The following is a 14973-nucleotide window of genomic DNA, read 5'->3' on the forward strand; positions in this document are numbered from 1 at the left end:
GCACGGCACGGCAGGAGGGCGCGTCCATTCCGGCGCTCCGGCGCCGCATCGCGAGAAAGGGGCCATCCGATGAAGAGCTCTCCGTCGGCGATGCGATCGGCGAGACCGCTGATCCTCATCGCCCTGCTTTCCCTCTCCACCCTGCCGGCCCTCGCCGCCGAATCGCGGCCGGCCTGGATGGCGGCTTCGCAGGCGGCCCTCGAGCCGGAGCTCGCCGCGAAATATGGGGCGGCGCAGGCGCCGCGCCTGCGGCGCGGGATGAGCCAGGTCGCCTCGTTCTGGCGCGATACGGACGGCGATCGAAAGGTCTTCGAGGAGTTCGTCCGCCAGAGCTTCGCCGGAGATCAAAAGACGCTCGACACGACGTTCCAGCGGTTCGAGGATCTCCTCGAGTCTCTGGACGGGCACATGAACGAGATCATTCTGGCGTTCAAGGAGCAGACCGATCTCGATCGCGGAGAGATTCTGCCGTTCGACGAGGTCTTCAGCGGCTACGACCCGTCGGCGCACGTCGGCGACGACTTCTTCGACAACAAGCTGGCGTTCGTCGTGCTCCTGAATTTCCCGCTGACCACGCTCGAGCAGCGCCTGACGGAGGGCCCGGGCTGGAGCCGCCGCGAGTGGGCCGAGGCGCGCCTCGCCCAGCGGTTCGGCAAGCGCATCCCGGCCGAGGTCAATCTCGCCGTGTCGCGCGCGGCGGCCGAGTCGGCGCAATACATCGCGGGATACAACATCTGGATGCATCATCTGCTCGACGATCGCGGGGGCCGCCTCTTCCCGCCGAAGCTGCGCCTGCTGTCCCACTGGAACCTGCGCGACGAGATCAAGGCGCGCTACAGCGACCGGGAAGGCGCGCTGCCGCGGCAGCGGATGATCCAGAAGGTGATGGAGCGCATCGTCACCCAGACGATCCCGGAGGTCGTCGTGGACAATCCGCACGTCGACTGGAACCCGATGACCAACGAGGTCCGTCCGGCGGCGGCGCAGGACAGCGACGCGCCGCCTCCCGCCGGGATGAAGGTGACGAACGCCCCCGAGCCGGACACGCGCTACGCGATGCTGCTCGGCGATTTTCAGGCGTCCCGCCGGGTCGATCCCTACTCGCCCCCGGCGCCGACGCTGATCGCCCGGCGCTTCGAGGAGGACCGGGAGATCCCGGAGCCGCGCGTCCGCCAGATGCTGGAGTCGCTGCTCGCGTCGCCTCACTTCGCCAAGACCGCTCGGCTGATCGCCAAGCGGCTCGGACGGAAGCTCGAGCCGTTCGACATCTGGTACAACGGCTTCCGCGCCCGGGGGGCGCACACCGAGGCGGAGCTGGACGCGATCGTCTCGAAACGCTACCCGACGCCCGACGCCTACCGCCGGGACATGCCCAACCTCCTCGTGAAGCTCGGCTTCCCCCCGGAAGACGCGAGGTACGTCACCGATCACATCGTCGTCGATCCGGCGCGCGGATCGGGGCATGCCTGGGCCTCCCAGATGCGCGCCGCCAACTCGCACCTGAGGACCCGCGTCGGAGCGCAGGGGATGGACTACAAGGGCTTCAACATCGCGGTCCATGAGATGGGGCACAACGTCGAGCAGGTCCTGTCGCTGAACCGGATCGACCACACTCTCCTGCGGGGCGTGCCGAACACGGCGTTCACCGAGGCGCTCGCCTTCGTCTTCCAGGACCGCGACCTGGAGCTGCTGGGGCTGCCGGCGCCGGACGCCAAGGCGGAGGCGATGAAGGTCCTCGACGAGTACTGGGGATCCTGCGAGATCTCGGCGGTCGCGCTGGTCGACATGGGCGTCTGGCACTGGATGTACGAGCATCCCGAGGCCTCGCCCGCGGCGCTGAAGGAGGCGACGGTCCGGATCGCGCGGGAAGTCTGGAACCGCTACTACGCTCCCGTGTTCGGCCGGAGGGACGTCGTCCTCTTCGGGATCTACTCGCACATGATCGACAGCTTTCTCTATCTCCCCGACTACCCGATCGGCCACCTGATCGCCTTCCAGATCAAGGAGCAGGTGAAGAAGTCGGGATCGATCGGGCCGGAATTCATGCGGATGGTGAAGATGGGCAGGGTCGCCCCCGATCTCTGGATGAAGAACGCGACCGACAAGCCGGTGGGTCCGGAGTCGCTGCTCGCGGCTACCGGCAAGGCGCTGTCGCAAATCCGATGAAAGCTCCCGCCGCGGGCGAAACGCTTTCCCACTACCGCCTCATCGAGAAGATCGGCGAGGGCGGCATGGGGATCGTGTTCCGGGCGCTCGACCTCCGCCTGGAGCGGGAGGTGGCGGTGAAGGTCTTGCCCGCCGGGACGCTGACGGACGAAGCGGCGAAGACGCGCTTCCGCCAGGAGGCGATGACTCTCTCCCGGCTGAACCACCCTCACATCGCCGTGGTGCACGATTTCGACTCGCGCGACGGAATCGACTTCCTGGTGATGGAGCTCCTGGAAGGCGAGACGCTCGCCGCCCGGCTGAAGAAAGGGTCGCTGCCGCCTGAACAAGTGCTGCGCTACGGCATCGAGATCGCCGAGGCTCTGGATCGGGCGCACCGGATCGGGATCGTGCACCGCGATCTCAAGCCCGGGAACATCATGATCACGCCCCACGGCGCCAAGCTCCTCGATTTCGGCCTCGCCAAGCTCCGCAAGCCGGAGGGAGATGCCGCCGCCGGCCTGTCCTCGTTGGCCACGGAGGCGCGGGAGCTCACGGCCCAGGGAACGATCCTGGGAACGTTCCAGTACATGGCTCCGGAGCAGCTGGAAGGAAAGCCCGCGGACGCGCGCAGCGATCTCTTCGCCTTCGGCGCCGTCCTGTACGAAATGTCGACGGGGCGGAAGGCGTTCGAAGGGAAGAGCCAGGCCAGCCTGATTGCCGCGATCATGGGGGGAGACCCGCCTCCGATCTCGAAGATCCAGCCGATGTCTCCTCCGGCGTTCGACCAGCTGGTGAAGACGTGTCTCGCCAAGGATACCGAGGAGCGCTGGCAGACCGCCCACGACGTGAAGCTGCAGCTTCAATGGATCGCGGAGGGCGGCTCCCAGGTGGGACTGCCGGCGCCGGTGACCGCGCGCCGTAGAGGGAGGGAGCGGTGGGCTTGGGCCGTGGCAGCGATATTGGCCCTCGTCGCCGTCGGTCTCGGCGCGTCGCTCTGGACGCGCAAAGCCCCCCCGCAGAGGGCCGTGCGCAGCTCGATCCTGCCGCCCGAAGGGGCGAAGTTCAATTTTCTCCGCCGTGCGTCGGGCGCGCTTTCCCTTTCGCCGGATGGACGTTACTTGACTTTTTCCGTGCTCTCGGCGGAAGGGAACCAATCTCTATGGATCCGGCCGCTCGACTCCGACACCGCCCGCCCTCTGCCCGGGACGAAGGGCGCCGAGTGGCCCTTCTGGTCTCCCGACAGCCGCTTCATCGCCTTCTTCGCCGACTCCAAGCTGAAACGCATCGACCTGACGGGCTCGCCCGCCGTGACGATCGCCGAAGCGGGGGATGGACGCGGCGGATCCTGGAATCGCGACGGAGTCATCGTGTTCGCGCCGACGACGGAGGCCGGAATCCACCGCGTCTCGTCCACGGGAGGCACCTCGACTCCCGTGACGCGGCTCGACGAGGAGCACGGCGAGACCACCCATCGCTGGCCCTCGTTCCTTCCGGATGGGAGGCATTTCCTCTATCTGGGAGCCTCGCACCAGCCGGGGAGGAACGAAGTCAATTCCGTCTACGCGGCGGAGCTGGGCTCCGGAAAGCCGAAGTTGCTCCTGCACGTGCGGTCCAACGTCGCCTATGCCTCCGGCTATCTTCTCTACGAACGGGACAGGGTCCTCATGGCCCAACGCTTCGACGCCGCAAGCCTTGCTCTGACCGGCGAGCCCGTTCCCCTCGCCGAGGGAGTCGACCTCGCTCCGGAGTTCTTTCGAGCCATCTTCGCCGTCTCGGAGGCAGGGCTTCTGGCCCTAAGGGCCGGCGGGGCGGAAGTCAATGCGCAGCTCAAGTGGTACGACCGCGAGGGCCGCGAGATCGGCAAAGTCGGCGAGCCCGGCGCCTACGATGGCATCGTGCTCTCTCCCGACGCAAAGCGGGCCGTGGTTTCGCTCAACAATCGGGACTCGGGCAGAGCCGATCTCTGGATGCTCGATCTCCTGCGGGGAGTCCGGACACGGTTCACGTTCGGAACGGCCAACGAATATGGACCCGTCTGGTCTCCGGATGGCACGAAAGTCGTCTACTCCGTCACGGCGAAAGCGGACGACCTCTTCGTGAAGCCTTCGGCGGGCGGACAGGAGGAGCCCTTCTTCCAGAACGCCGAGGACAAGCGGCCGACCTGTTGGTCGGGCGACGGCCGCCTGATCGTATTCGATACCAAAGATCTGAAGAGAGACACGCGATCCGACATCGCCTACGTTCCCGTCTCCGGAAACAAGGAGCCGAAGTTCTATCTGAAGACGGAATTCAATGAGACCGCCGGGCAGCTTTCGCCCGACGGGCGATGGATGCTCTACCTGTCGGACGAGTCGGGAAAAAATGAGCTGTATGCGGCCGCCTTCCCCGGGCCGGGAGGGAAGTGGCAGGTTTCGAGCGGCGGAGCGATCGCCGGAAAATGGGTCCGCGGCGGCGCGGAGATCCTGTACGCGGACTACGAATCGGGTGTGATGTCCGTCGGAGTCCGCGCCTCGGGCGCGAGCCTGGACTTCGACGCTCCCCGGCTTCTCTTCCGGATGAAGGCTACGCTCGGCGGAGACATCACCGCCGACGGGGAAAGGCTCATCCTCGCCGTGGGCCCCGAGATGGAAAAGGAAATCCCGATCTCGATCCTGTCGCATTGGCCCGCCTTGCTGAATCGATAGAACACTGGCCACGACGCCGCTCGCGCGCGCGTCTCATCAGCCCGTCATTTTCCTTCTTATCGCTTCCCATTCGCGTGACTTTGCACACACAGGCCGGTTTGTCCGCCTTCTGAGCGGCTGTTAGACTGTCCTGTTGAGTGCAGAGGAGATTCTCGGATGCCGATGAGCCGGAAAGCGAAGCGCGCCCTCATCGTGACGATCGGGCTCGTCGCGATCGCCGCCGCGGGCTATTTCATCTTCCTGCGCGTAGGTCAGCCGGCGGAGGCGAAGTACCGCGTCCAGCGCGTGGATGAAGGCGACGTCACGATGACGGTCACCGCCACCGGGACGATCTCGCCGGTGACGACGGTCCTGGTTGGCAGCCAGGTCTCCGGGATCATCGCCGGCCTGCACGCCGACTTCAACAGTCCGGTGAAGAAGGGCCAAGTCCTGGCCGATTTGGATCCCACCCCGTTCCAGGCGCAAGTCGAGCAGCGCCGCGCCGATCTGCGGCAGGTGGAGGTCCAGATGCAGAACGCCAGCGCGAGTTTTCACCGGCAGGAACAGCTTCTGGCCCAGAACCTCGCCTCTCAGGCCGACTTCGACGCGGCGAAGGCGGCCTACGACGGAGGCCGGGCGCAGGTCGATCAGGCGAGAGCGGCCCTCCGCCAGGCTCAAACCAATCTGACGTACACGAAGATCATCTCCCCCATCGACGGCGTCGTCGTCGACCGGCAGTACGACGTCGGGCAGACGGTCGCCGCCTCGTTCCAGGCTCCGACGCTGTTCACCATCGCCCAGGATCTGAAACAGATGCAGGTCCAGGCGGACGTCGATCAATCCGACATCGGCCGCGTCCAGGTCGGTCAGACCGCCCGGTTCACCGTCGACGCCTATCCCGAGGAGAACTTCAGCGGCAAGATCTCCCAAATCCGGCTCAACGCCACGGTGAACCAGAACATCATCACCTACCCCGTCATCCTGGCCGTCCCGAATCCGGAAGAGAAGCTGCGACCCAAGATGACGGCCGACGTCACCATCGAAGTGGCGCAGGTGCATGGCGTCCTGCGCGTGCCGAACGCGGCGCTGCGCTTCCGGCCGACCGACCAGTCTTCCGAAAGTCGTGGCGCCGCAGCCCGGGGAACGGCCAGTCAAGGGGCAGCGAATTCCGGACAGGGCCGGCCGCCTCGAGGCGGCGGTCTCGCCGCCGCGGCGGAGCCATTCGGGAGAGCGGGCGCGGGCAGGGCGCGAGGGCTCGGGACGCAGACCGTCTACGTCGATACGGGCGGGGATCGTCTGAAGGCGGTGTCGATTCGCACCGGAATCTCCGACGGCCGGTTCACCCAGGTCCTCGAAGGCGAGCTCAAGCCGGGAGATTCGGTGGTCGTCGGCCAGGAGACCGCCAAGTCCGATCGCAACGCCACGCCGCTGCCGATCGGAGGAGGAAGAATGCGTTGAGCCGCGCCCTGGTCGAAATCCGGGATCTCGTGAAGATCTACCGCATGGGCGACGTCGAGGTCCGGGCTCTCGACGGCGTGGATTTGAGGATCGACACGGGAGAGTTCCTGGCGATCATGGGCCCGTCGGGATCGGGAAAATCGACGCTGATGAACATCCTCGGCTGCCTCGACCGGCCCACCTCGGGAGTCTATGCCCTGGACGGGGTGGACGTGGCAGGCATGGACGCCGACCAGCGCGCGGAAATCCGCAACGCCAAAATCGGATTCGTCTTCCAGAGCTTCAACCTGCTGTCCCGGACCTCGGCGCTGGAGAACGTCGAGCTGCCGCTGCTTTACGGCAACGGCGTCCTGTCGGCCGACGAGCGCCTGGACAAGGCGCGCGCCGTCTTGCGGCGCGTCGGCCTCGAAGGACGGGAAGACCACGTCCCCTCCCAGCTTTCCGGCGGGCAGCAGCAGCGGGTGGCGATCGCCCGGGCCTTGATCTCCGATCCCGCCGTCATCCTGGCCGACGAGCCGACGGGGAACCTCGACAGCCGGACCACCCGTGAAGTGATGGCGATCTTCCGGGAGCTGAACGCGGAGGGTAGAACGGTCATCCTGATTACCCATGAGCCCGAGGTCGCGGAATTCGCGCAGCGCGTCGTGCACGTGCGCGACGGCAAGATCGTCGCCGACGATCTCGCCGGCTCCGCCCAGGCGGCTCCCGGAGGGGCAGCCGCAGGAAGGCTGCCGTGAAAGTCGGGCTGCTGCGCACCAAGAACATCCTGAAAGTCGGCCTCAAGGCGATCCTGCGCAACAAGATGCGATCGTCCCTGACGATGCTCGGCATCATCATCGGCGTGGGATGCGTCATCACGATGATCGCGGTGGCCTCCGGCGCGTCGCAGTCGATCCAGGCTTCCATCTCGTCGCTCGGAACGAACTTCATCATGATCTTTCCGGGCGCGGTCACACAGTCCGGCGCGCGGCTGTTCACGGGGGAGTCGAGGCTGACCGCCGCCGACGCGCTGGCGATCAAGGCCGAATGCCCTTCCGTGGCCTACGTCTCCGCCATCGCGCGAACCTCCGGCCAGGTCGTCGCGGGCGAGCTGAACTGGAGCACGACGATCTATGGGGCGGACGTCGACTGGCCCTTCATCCGCGCCTGGAACGTCGCGGACGGAAGCTTCTTCTCCGAAGCCGACGTCAAGTCGGGCGCGAAGGTCTGCCTGCTGGGCCAGACGGTGGCGGACAACCTGTTTCCGAGCGGCGGATCGATGGGGCAGATCGTCCGGATCAAGAACGTCCCGTTCCGCGTCGTCGGCGTCCTCGACAAGAAGGGGGGCTCGACCCAGGGAACCGATCAGGACGATCAGATCCTCGCTCCGTACACCACGGTCATGAAGCGCCTGACCGGAACGGAGCGGATCAACCTGATCCAGGCGGCGGCCGTCGCTCCCGATCGCGTCGAGGACGCGAAGAACGAGATCGAGGCGCTGCTCCGCCAGCGGCAGCGCATCCAGCCCGGCCAGGACAGCAACTTCATGATGCGGACGCAGGAGGAGATCGCCTCGACCGCGGCGGAGAACATCAAGACGCTGTCGCTCCTCCTCGGGTCGGTGGCGGCGATCTCGCTGCTCGTGGGCGGGATCGGGATCATGAACATCATGCTGGTCTCGGTCACGGAACGGACGCGGGAGATCGGCGTGCGCATGGCCATCGGCGCCAAGGCACGTCACGTCCTCGCCCAGTTTCTCCTCGAAGCGGTGATCCTGTCGATTGTGGGAGGAGCGCTCGGCGTGGTGCTCGGGATCGCCGCGTCGTACGCGGTCTCGTCTCTCGCGGGGTGGCCGGTCTCGGTCGGCGGCGTGTCGGTCGCGGCGGCGTTCGGCTTCTCGGCCGCCATCGGCATCTTCTTCGGCTTCTACCCCGCCCGCAAAGCGGCGGCCCTCGACCCCATCGAAGCGCTGCGCTACGAGTGATTCGCGTCCGGCGCGCGCCCGGCGCGGCGTCTTAGCGGTAGCCGAGATTCCCCGCCAGCCAGCGCTCCACTTCCGCGACCGGCATCGCCTTGCGCGCGGCGTAATCGGCCACCTGATCCCGACCGACCTTCCCCACCGAGAAGTAGCGCGCCTCGGGATGGGCGAAGTACCATCCGCTCACCGACGCGGCCGGGTCCATGGCGCACGATTCGGTGAGCACGATGCCGGCCGCGCCCCCCGGATCGAGAAGCTCCCAGAGCGTCCGCTTCTCGGAATGATCGGGGCAGGCCGGATAGCCCGGCGCGGGACGGATGCCGCGATATTTCTCCTTCAGCAGCTCCTCCTTTGACAGCCGCTCGTCGCGCCCGTATTGCCATTCCTGGCGCGCCTGCTCGTGCAGGCGCTCGGCGAAGGCCTCGGCGAGCCGGTCGGCGAGCGCCTTCGCCAGGATCGAGTGATAGTCGTCGTGGTCCCGCTCGAAGGTTTCGACCAGGGCCGGAAGGCCGACGCCCGCGGTGACGGCGAACGCCCCGAGATAGTCCGGCCGGCCTCCGTCTCGCGGGGCGACGAAATCGGACAGAGCGATCCGCGGCCGGGAGTCGCCGGTCTCCGCCTGCTGGCGCAGCATGTGGAGCCTCAGCGTCTCGCCCGCTCCTGACTCTTCCGGCCGAATCACCAGATCCTCGCCGTCGCTCCCGGCGGGAAAGAAGCCGTACACGCCGTGCGCCGCCAGGAGCTTTTCGCGAACGATCCGGTCAAGCAGAGCCCGGCCTGCTTCGAAGAGCTCGCGCGCCGCGGCTCCCCGTTCCGGATGGTCCAGAATCGCGGGATAGACGCCGCGCAGCTCCCAGACATGGAAGAAGGGGGACCAGTCGATGTAGGGGACCAGCTCTTCGAGCGGCTGATCCCGCACCACCCGGCGGCCGAGGAAAGCGGGCCGCGGCGGAGCGTAGGCGTCCCAGTCGAGCTGCAGCGCGCGCCGGCGGGCCTCGGGGAAGAGGAGGAGATCGCGCTCGGCCCCCTCCGACCAGCGCAGCCGGGCCGCCTCCTGCTCCTCGCGGATGCGCGCCGCGAACGCGGGGCGCGAGGTGTCGCTCACGAGCTGGCTCATCACCTCCACCGCCCGGGAGGCGTCGAGGACGTGCACCGTCGTCCCGCCGTAGACCGGGGCGATCTTCACCGCCGTGTGCTTGCGGCTGGTGGTGGCGCCGCCGATCAGCAGCGGCAGATGAAGGTTCCGGCGCTGCATCTCCGAGGCGACGTGGACCATCTCGTCCAGAGACGGAGTGATCAGGCCGCTCAAGCCGATCAGGTCGGCCTTCTCCTCGACCGCGGTCGTCAGGATACGATCGGCGCTGACCATCACTCCCAGATCGATGATGTCGTAGTTGTTACAGCCGAGGACGACGCCGACGATGTTCTTGCCGATGTCGTGAACGTCCCCCTTGACCGTCGCCAGGACGATGCGCGCGCGGGCCCGGGCCGCCGCCCCGGAGCTCTTCTTCTCCGCTTCCATGAGCGGCTCCAGGATCGCCACCGCCTTCTTCATGACGCGGGCGCTCTTGACGACCTGGGGGAGAAACATCTTCCCGGCTCCGAACAGATCGCCGACGACGTTCATGCCGGCCATCAGCGGTCCCTCGATGATGGCCAGCGGCGAGGGATAGGCCCGCAGCGCCTCGGCGATGTCTTCGTCGACGTGGTCGGCGACTCCCCGGACCATGGCGTGCTCCAGGCGCTTCTCGAGAGGCTCCCGGCGCCAGGCGTCGTCCTTGGCGCGGTCCACGGCCTTGGCGCGGAACCCGTCGGCGAACTCCACCAGCCTCTCGGTCGCGTCCGGCCGGCGGTTCAGGAGCACGTCCTCGACGCGCTCCTTGAGCTCGGCCGGGATGTCGTCGTAGACGGCGAGCTGGCCGGCGTTGACGATCCCCATGTCCATGCCGGCCTGGATGGCGTGGTAGAGGAAGGCGGCGTGCATGGCGTCGCGGATCGCGTCGTTGCCGCGGAAGGAGAAGGACAGGTTGCTCACGCCGCCGCTGACGCGGCAGTTCGGGAAGCGCCGCCTCAGCTCCCGCGTCGCCTCGAGGTAGGTGACGGCGTAGCTGTTGTGCTCTTCGATGCCGGTCCCCACGGCGAGGATGTTGGGATCGAAGATGATGTCGGCGGGGTCGAAGCCGGCTTCCTGGGTGAGGATGCGGTAGGCCCGCTCCAGGATCGAGACCCGCCGGTCGACGGTCGTCGCCTGGCCCTGCTCGTCGAAGGCCATGACCACGACGGCGGCGCCGTAACGGCGGATGAGGCGCGCCTGGCGCTTGAACTCCTCCTCTCCTTCCTTGAGGCTGATCGAGTTGACGATACCCTTCCCTTGAAGGCACTTCAGGCCCGCTTCCAGCACCGAGAACTTCGAGCTGTCCACGACGATCGGCAGGCGCGCGATCTCCGGCTCCGAGGCGATCAGGTTCAGGAAGGAGGTCATCGCCTTCTCCGAGTCGATCAGCCCCTCGTCCATGTTCACGTCGAGCAGGTTCGCGCCCCCCTGGACCTGCTGGCGCGCCACGGCCAGCGCCTCCTCCATCCGGTTCTCGCGGATCAGGCGGGCGAAGCGCCGCGACCCGGTGATGTTGGTGCGCTCGCCGATCATCGTGAAGTTGGAGTCGGGCCGGATCGTCAGCGGCTCGAGCCCGCTGAGCTGCGTCCGCTCCTCCGCCCGGGCCGGCCGGCGCGGCGGCAGGCCGCGCACCGCCTCCGCGATCGCCTCGATGTGCTCGGGGGTGGTGCCGCAGCAGCCGCCCGCGAGGTTCAGCCACCCTTCCTTGGCGTAGCCGGCCAGCAGCGTCGCCATCTCGCCGGGGCTCTGGCGATAGCGCCCCAGCTCGTCGGGAAGCCCCGCGTTGGGATAGCAATGGACCCAGATCGGGGCGAGCCGGGACATCTCCTCGAGGTGCGGCTCCATCTCCGCCGCGCCGAGGGCGCAGTTGAGACCGACGCCGAAAAGCTCGGCGTGGCGGATCGAGATCCAGGCCGCTTCCAGCGTCTGCCCCGACAGGGTCCGGCCGCTGCGGTCGGTGATCGTCAGCGAAGCGATCACCGGGACGCGCCGGCCGGTCTCGTCGAAGGCGCGCCGAATGGCGAACAAGGCGGCCTTGAGGTTCAGGGTGTCGAACGTCGTCTCGGGGAGGAGGAGGTCGACGCCGCCGGCGAGCAGGCCGAGGGCCTGCTCACGGTAGGCGCGCTCGAGGTCGTCGAAGCCGACCGCCCGGAACCCGGGGTCCTCGACGCGCGGCGAGAGCGACGCCGTCCGGCTGGTGGGCCCCATGGAGCCGGCGACAAAACGGGGGCGATCCGGCGTCCGGGCGGTAATCGCCGCCGCGGCGCGCCGCGCCGTTTCCGCCGCCGCCTGGTTGATCGCGAAGACGCTCGCTTCGAGCCCGTATTCCGAAAGCGACACGGCGGTCGCGTTGAAGGTGTTCGTCTCGATGATGTCGGCGCCCGCCTCCAGATAGCGCCGGTGGATCTTCTCGACGAGCGCCGGCTGGGTGATCGAGAGAAGGTCGTTGCACCCTTTCAGGTCGCGGGGGTGGTCCTTATAATGGCGCCCGCGGAAGGCCGCTTCGTCCAGGCCTTCCGCCTGGATCATCGTCCCCATGGCGCCGTCCAGGATCAACAGGCGCGTGGCGAGGAGGCGTTGCAGCTCGTCCAGCCGGCTCAAGAGATTCTCCGTAAGAGAGACTTCATTATCTTAGCCCGCGCGGCACGCGGCACGCCAACGGGACTCCGGCGGCCTGCCCCTTTCCCGCCGCCACGCGGCGACCGCCGAGCGAGGCCGCCCTGCATCCGGAGGCGCGCGGCCGCCCCTAAGACGCGGCTAACCCGAATTATTCACAAAGCTCCTACTGCGACCGCGGTTCTGGCCGCCCTGACGGGCGTCCTCGGGCCGCGGACCCTGCGACGTACCGTCAGTACGCCTCGGGTCCTCGCCCCTGCGGGCTCCCGTGATGGCAGCCATCTCCACGTTCTCGCTACGGACGTTCATGAATAACTCGGGCTAAGGAGCGCCTGCGCCGGATCCACCCCCGATGTCTGCGAGGAAGACTCCTTCCGCCGCGGGTACGAGCGGGGAAGCGACCCAGCCGCCGGCAGGGCTGAACCGCCGACCATCACGTACGGAACGGCCGGTCGAAGTGTTCGAATGGGCGGGACGTGCGTCCGGAGCTTGGCAGGTTGCCAAGAGCTCGCGAACCCCGGTCGAAAGATGTCAGTTGCCGGGCTCGTCTCCCGTGACCACGAACTTGCCCGCCTTGGTCCAACCGACGATTCCCGCCGGCATGATGTAGAGGTTGCGGTAGCCGAGATCGGCGGCCCTCCGGGCCGCGCGATGGCATTCCATTCAACGCTCGCTGTGGCAGTAGAAGACGAGGGTCGTGCTCTTGTCGGCGGGCAGGACTCCTTCTTTCATGTCCTTGCTCAGCAGGTGGACGGCGCCCGGAATGTGTCCTTCCCGGTACACGTCGTCGCTGTTGCCATCGTAGACTCGGACGCTGGGGTCGGTGATGAGCTTGCTGGTTTCCTCCACCGTAAGCCGCTTGAAAGGCTCGCTCTCGGCGCTCTTGCTTTCCTTGGTTGCGGCCGGCAGCCGGTGCACGAGCAGCAAGACGGCAGCCGCCAGGCCAAGACATCGGATGAGGGGTCTCGTCATGGGGATCCTCCTATGCGGGCGATGCGCTGCGAACCTCTTCACTGCTTCACGCTCTCCAGGAGCTTTTTCTCCGCGTCGCTGGGCGGCTCGAACCTTCCTCCCAGGTACTTCGCCAGGAACTCTTCGCTTGCGGCATTGAACGCCGTGCGGTTCTCGGGACGCGCGAAGCCGTGTCCTTCGTCCGGGAAGACGTAGTACACGACCGGCTTTCCGTTTTTGCGCATGGCGGCGACGATCTGATCACTTTCCGCTTTGTTCACTCTCGGATCGTTGGCGCCCTGACCGATGAGCAAGGGCATCTTGATGCGATCGGCCTGGAACAGCGGCGATTGCGTCCTGAGGAACTCCTCGTCCTCGCCCATGCGCTTGTGGAAGATCGCCACGAGGGTGGACCAGTAGGGGGGGATCGTCGCAAGCAGCGTGTTCAGATTCGATGGCCCCACGATGTCGACGCCGCAGGCGAAGGCGTCGGGAGAGAAGGCCGCGGCGGCGAGAGTGGCGTAGCCGCCGTAGCTGCCCCCCATGATGCAAACCTTGCCGGCGTCGGCGATTCCTTCCTTGACCGCCCACTCCTTGGCGTCGAGCAGGTCGGTATGCATGGCGCCGGCCCACTGGCGATCGCCGGCATTGAGGTACTCCTTTCCATAGCCGGTGGAGGAGCGGAAGTTCGGCTGCAGAACCGCGTAGCCGCGATTGGCCAGCCACTGGGCGTAGGGATCGTATCCCCACAAATCGCGGGCCCAGGGACCGCCGTGCGGGAAGATCACCATGGGCAGGTCTTTGGCTTCCACACCGGCGGGCGTGGTCAGGTAGCCGTAGAGGGTCATCCCGTCGCGCGCCTTGTACTGCATCGGCCGCACCTTGGCGAGCTTCTCCTTCTCCAGGGCCGGGCGGGCGCTGAAGAGCAGCGTGAGTTTCTTCGCAGGACGCTCGTAGAGATAGTAGTAGAGAGGCGCGTCATCCCCTTCCAGCGTCACGATCCAGCGGTCGTCGGAGAGATCGCGGCTCAGGTTGCTGATGTCGGCGGGGCGCGCCTTGCGGATCGCGTCCAAATCGGGCTGCAGGCTCTTGTCGAGCACCTGAAAATCGCGGCGCTCCCTCAGGAACACCACAGCTTGAAGCTTGTTGGTCTTGGGATGACTGACCACGAAGGAGACGTCGAACCGGGGGTCTTCGACCACGACCGTGCGCTTCCCCGTCGCTACGTCCACCGAGAGGAGGCGCGCGGCGTTGGCGTCCAGCGAAGTGATCACCAGCAGGCCTTTGTCGTCCGCCGTGAAGCCGACGAGCTTCCCCAGCGTCTCCTCCGGGCCCCACTTCATCAGCTCCCGCCAGGGGGATTTGACCGTGTCGCGCACCCGGATCACAGTGCCGCCCTCCGGAGTGGTCACCTGGGCGGCGCGGATCTGAAGAGCGTGATCCGCCTGCCAATCCAGGACATCCCCGGGGTTTTCCGTATCGAGGGCCAGCTCGCCGGTTCTCAGGCTCAGGCGGTGAACGTCGAACAGCTCCGCTTTGCGTTTGTTCAAGGTGATGAGCGCGGTGTCGGGCCGGCCGGGCTCCAGCGCCAGGAGCTCGCCCCGGGTCTTGTCGAAGGGCGTGAGGTCGCGGGTTTTCCGCGTGGCGACGTTGGCCTGGTTCACGTGCCAGTTCTCGTCGCCGTTCTGATCCTGCGTGTAGAGAACGTTCTTCGAATCGAACTCCCAATGCAGGTTGCGGATGCCGCGTTTGCGGTCCTGGGTGATCACCCGATCGTCGTTCTTCCCCAGAGTGCGCACCCAGATGTTGAGCACCCCGTGGTCAGGCGCGAGATAGGCGAGCATCCTGCCGTCCGGCGAGATCTCCGGGGAGGACCGCTCCGGATTGCCGAACAGGACGCTGCGGGGAATGAGCGGAGCCTGCGGTTGCGCCAGGGCGGCGGACGCCATGAGCAGCAGAAGCGCAAAGCACGGCAGACGGTGGAGGCGTTTCATCATGGTCTCCATGATTCTAGGGAAGAACGAGCTGGATCACCGGTGGCGGCGAGCTTCGCAGCGTCCCTGTTC

9 protein-coding genes are annotated in these 14973 nt (G+C 66.9%); 5 read left to right on the top strand and 4 right to left on the bottom strand.

The annotated features are described in order from the left end of the window. Nucleotides 1-69: 69 nt before the first annotated feature. The 5 genes from VGR67_13485 (at nucleotide 70) to VGR67_13505 (ending at nucleotide 8232) form a co-directional block, all read left to right on the top strand. Nucleotides 70-2166, top strand: a complete 2097-nt coding sequence (locus VGR67_13485; GenBank protein HEV8337423.1) for a hypothetical protein — start codon at nucleotides 70-72, stop codon at nucleotides 2164-2166. Continuing rightward, nucleotides 2163-4832: a protein kinase gene (locus VGR67_13490; GenBank protein HEV8337424.1), complete on the top strand. Its 2670-nt coding sequence runs from the start codon at nucleotides 2163-2165 to the stop codon at nucleotides 4830-4832. The genes VGR67_13485 and VGR67_13490 overlap by 4 nt, the downstream gene beginning before the upstream one ends. Before the next feature lie 162 nt (nucleotides 4833-4994). Continuing rightward, nucleotides 4995-6269 carry an efflux RND transporter periplasmic adaptor subunit gene (locus VGR67_13495; protein ID HEV8337425.1) on the top strand — a complete coding sequence of 425 codons (1275 nt, stop codon included), beginning with the start codon at nucleotides 4995-4997 and terminating at the stop codon, nucleotides 6267-6269. Nucleotides 6270-6313: 44 nt separating this feature from the next. Further along, complete coding sequence (locus VGR67_13500; GenBank protein ID HEV8337426.1) at nucleotides 6314-7006, top strand: ABC transporter ATP-binding protein; 693 nt, start codon at nucleotides 6314-6316, stop codon at nucleotides 7004-7006. Continuing rightward, nucleotides 7003-8232, top strand: a complete 1230-nt coding sequence (locus tag VGR67_13505) for an ABC transporter permease (protein ID HEV8337427.1) — start codon at nucleotides 7003-7005, stop codon at nucleotides 8230-8232. The genes VGR67_13500 and VGR67_13505 overlap by 4 nt, the downstream gene beginning before the upstream one ends. Nucleotides 8233-8263: 31 nt before the next feature. On the opposite strand, the gene metH is transcribed toward VGR67_13505, so the two are convergent. The 4 genes from metH to VGR67_13525 all read right to left on the bottom strand — a co-directional run bounded on the left by metH (nucleotide 8264) and on the right by VGR67_13525 (nucleotide 14904). Continuing rightward, a complete protein-coding gene (gene metH / locus VGR67_13510; GenBank protein HEV8337428.1) occupies nucleotides 8264-11941 on the bottom strand; it encodes a methionine synthase in 3678 nt (1225 codons plus the stop codon). Nucleotides 11942-12487: 546 nt separating this feature from the next. Next, entirely contained in the window at nucleotides 12488-12619 is a 132-nt protein-coding gene (locus tag VGR67_13515; GenBank protein HEV8337429.1) for a hypothetical protein, read from the bottom strand. Beyond that, nucleotides 12620-12928, bottom strand: coding sequence for a rhodanese-like domain-containing protein (locus tag VGR67_13520; GenBank protein HEV8337430.1), 309 nt, complete (start codon nucleotides 12926-12928; stop codon nucleotides 12620-12622). 38 nt (nucleotides 12929-12966) lie between these two features. Then, on the bottom strand, nucleotides 12967-14904 hold the full coding sequence (locus VGR67_13525) for a S9 family peptidase (GenBank protein ID HEV8337431.1): 1938 nt from the start codon (nucleotides 14902-14904) through the stop codon (nucleotides 12967-12969). Nucleotides 14905-14973 lie beyond the last annotated feature (69 nt).

The organism is Candidatus Polarisedimenticolia bacterium (assembly GCA_036004685.1).
Taxonomy (GTDB): Bacteria; Acidobacteriota; Polarisedimenticolia; order Gp22-AA2; family AA152; genus DASYRE01.

Excerpts from the sequence above, each read along its gene's own strand:
- VGR67_13485 (HEV8337423.1), top strand. The coding sequence starts at position 70 with ATGAAGAGCTCTCCGTCGGCGATGCGATCGGCGAGACCGCTGATCCTC.
- VGR67_13490 (HEV8337424.1), top strand. The coding sequence starts at position 2,163 with ATGAAAGCTCCCGCCGCGGGCGAAACGCTTTCCCACTACCGCCTCATC.
- VGR67_13495 (HEV8337425.1), top strand. The coding sequence starts at position 4,995 with ATGAGCCGGAAAGCGAAGCGCGCCCTCATCGTGACGATCGGGCTCGTC.
- VGR67_13500 (HEV8337426.1), top strand. The coding sequence starts at position 6,314 with ATGGGCGACGTCGAGGTCCGGGCTCTCGACGGCGTGGATTTGAGGATC.
- VGR67_13515 (HEV8337429.1), bottom strand. The coding sequence starts at position 12,619 with ATGGAATGCCATCGCGCGGCCCGGAGGGCCGCCGATCTCGGCTACCGC.
- VGR67_13520 (HEV8337430.1), bottom strand. The coding sequence starts at position 12,928 with ATGACGAGACCCCTCATCCGATGTCTTGGCCTGGCGGCTGCCGTCTTG.
- VGR67_13525 (HEV8337431.1), bottom strand. The coding sequence starts at position 14,904 with ATGATGAAACGCCTCCACCGTCTGCCGTGCTTTGCGCTTCTGCTGCTC.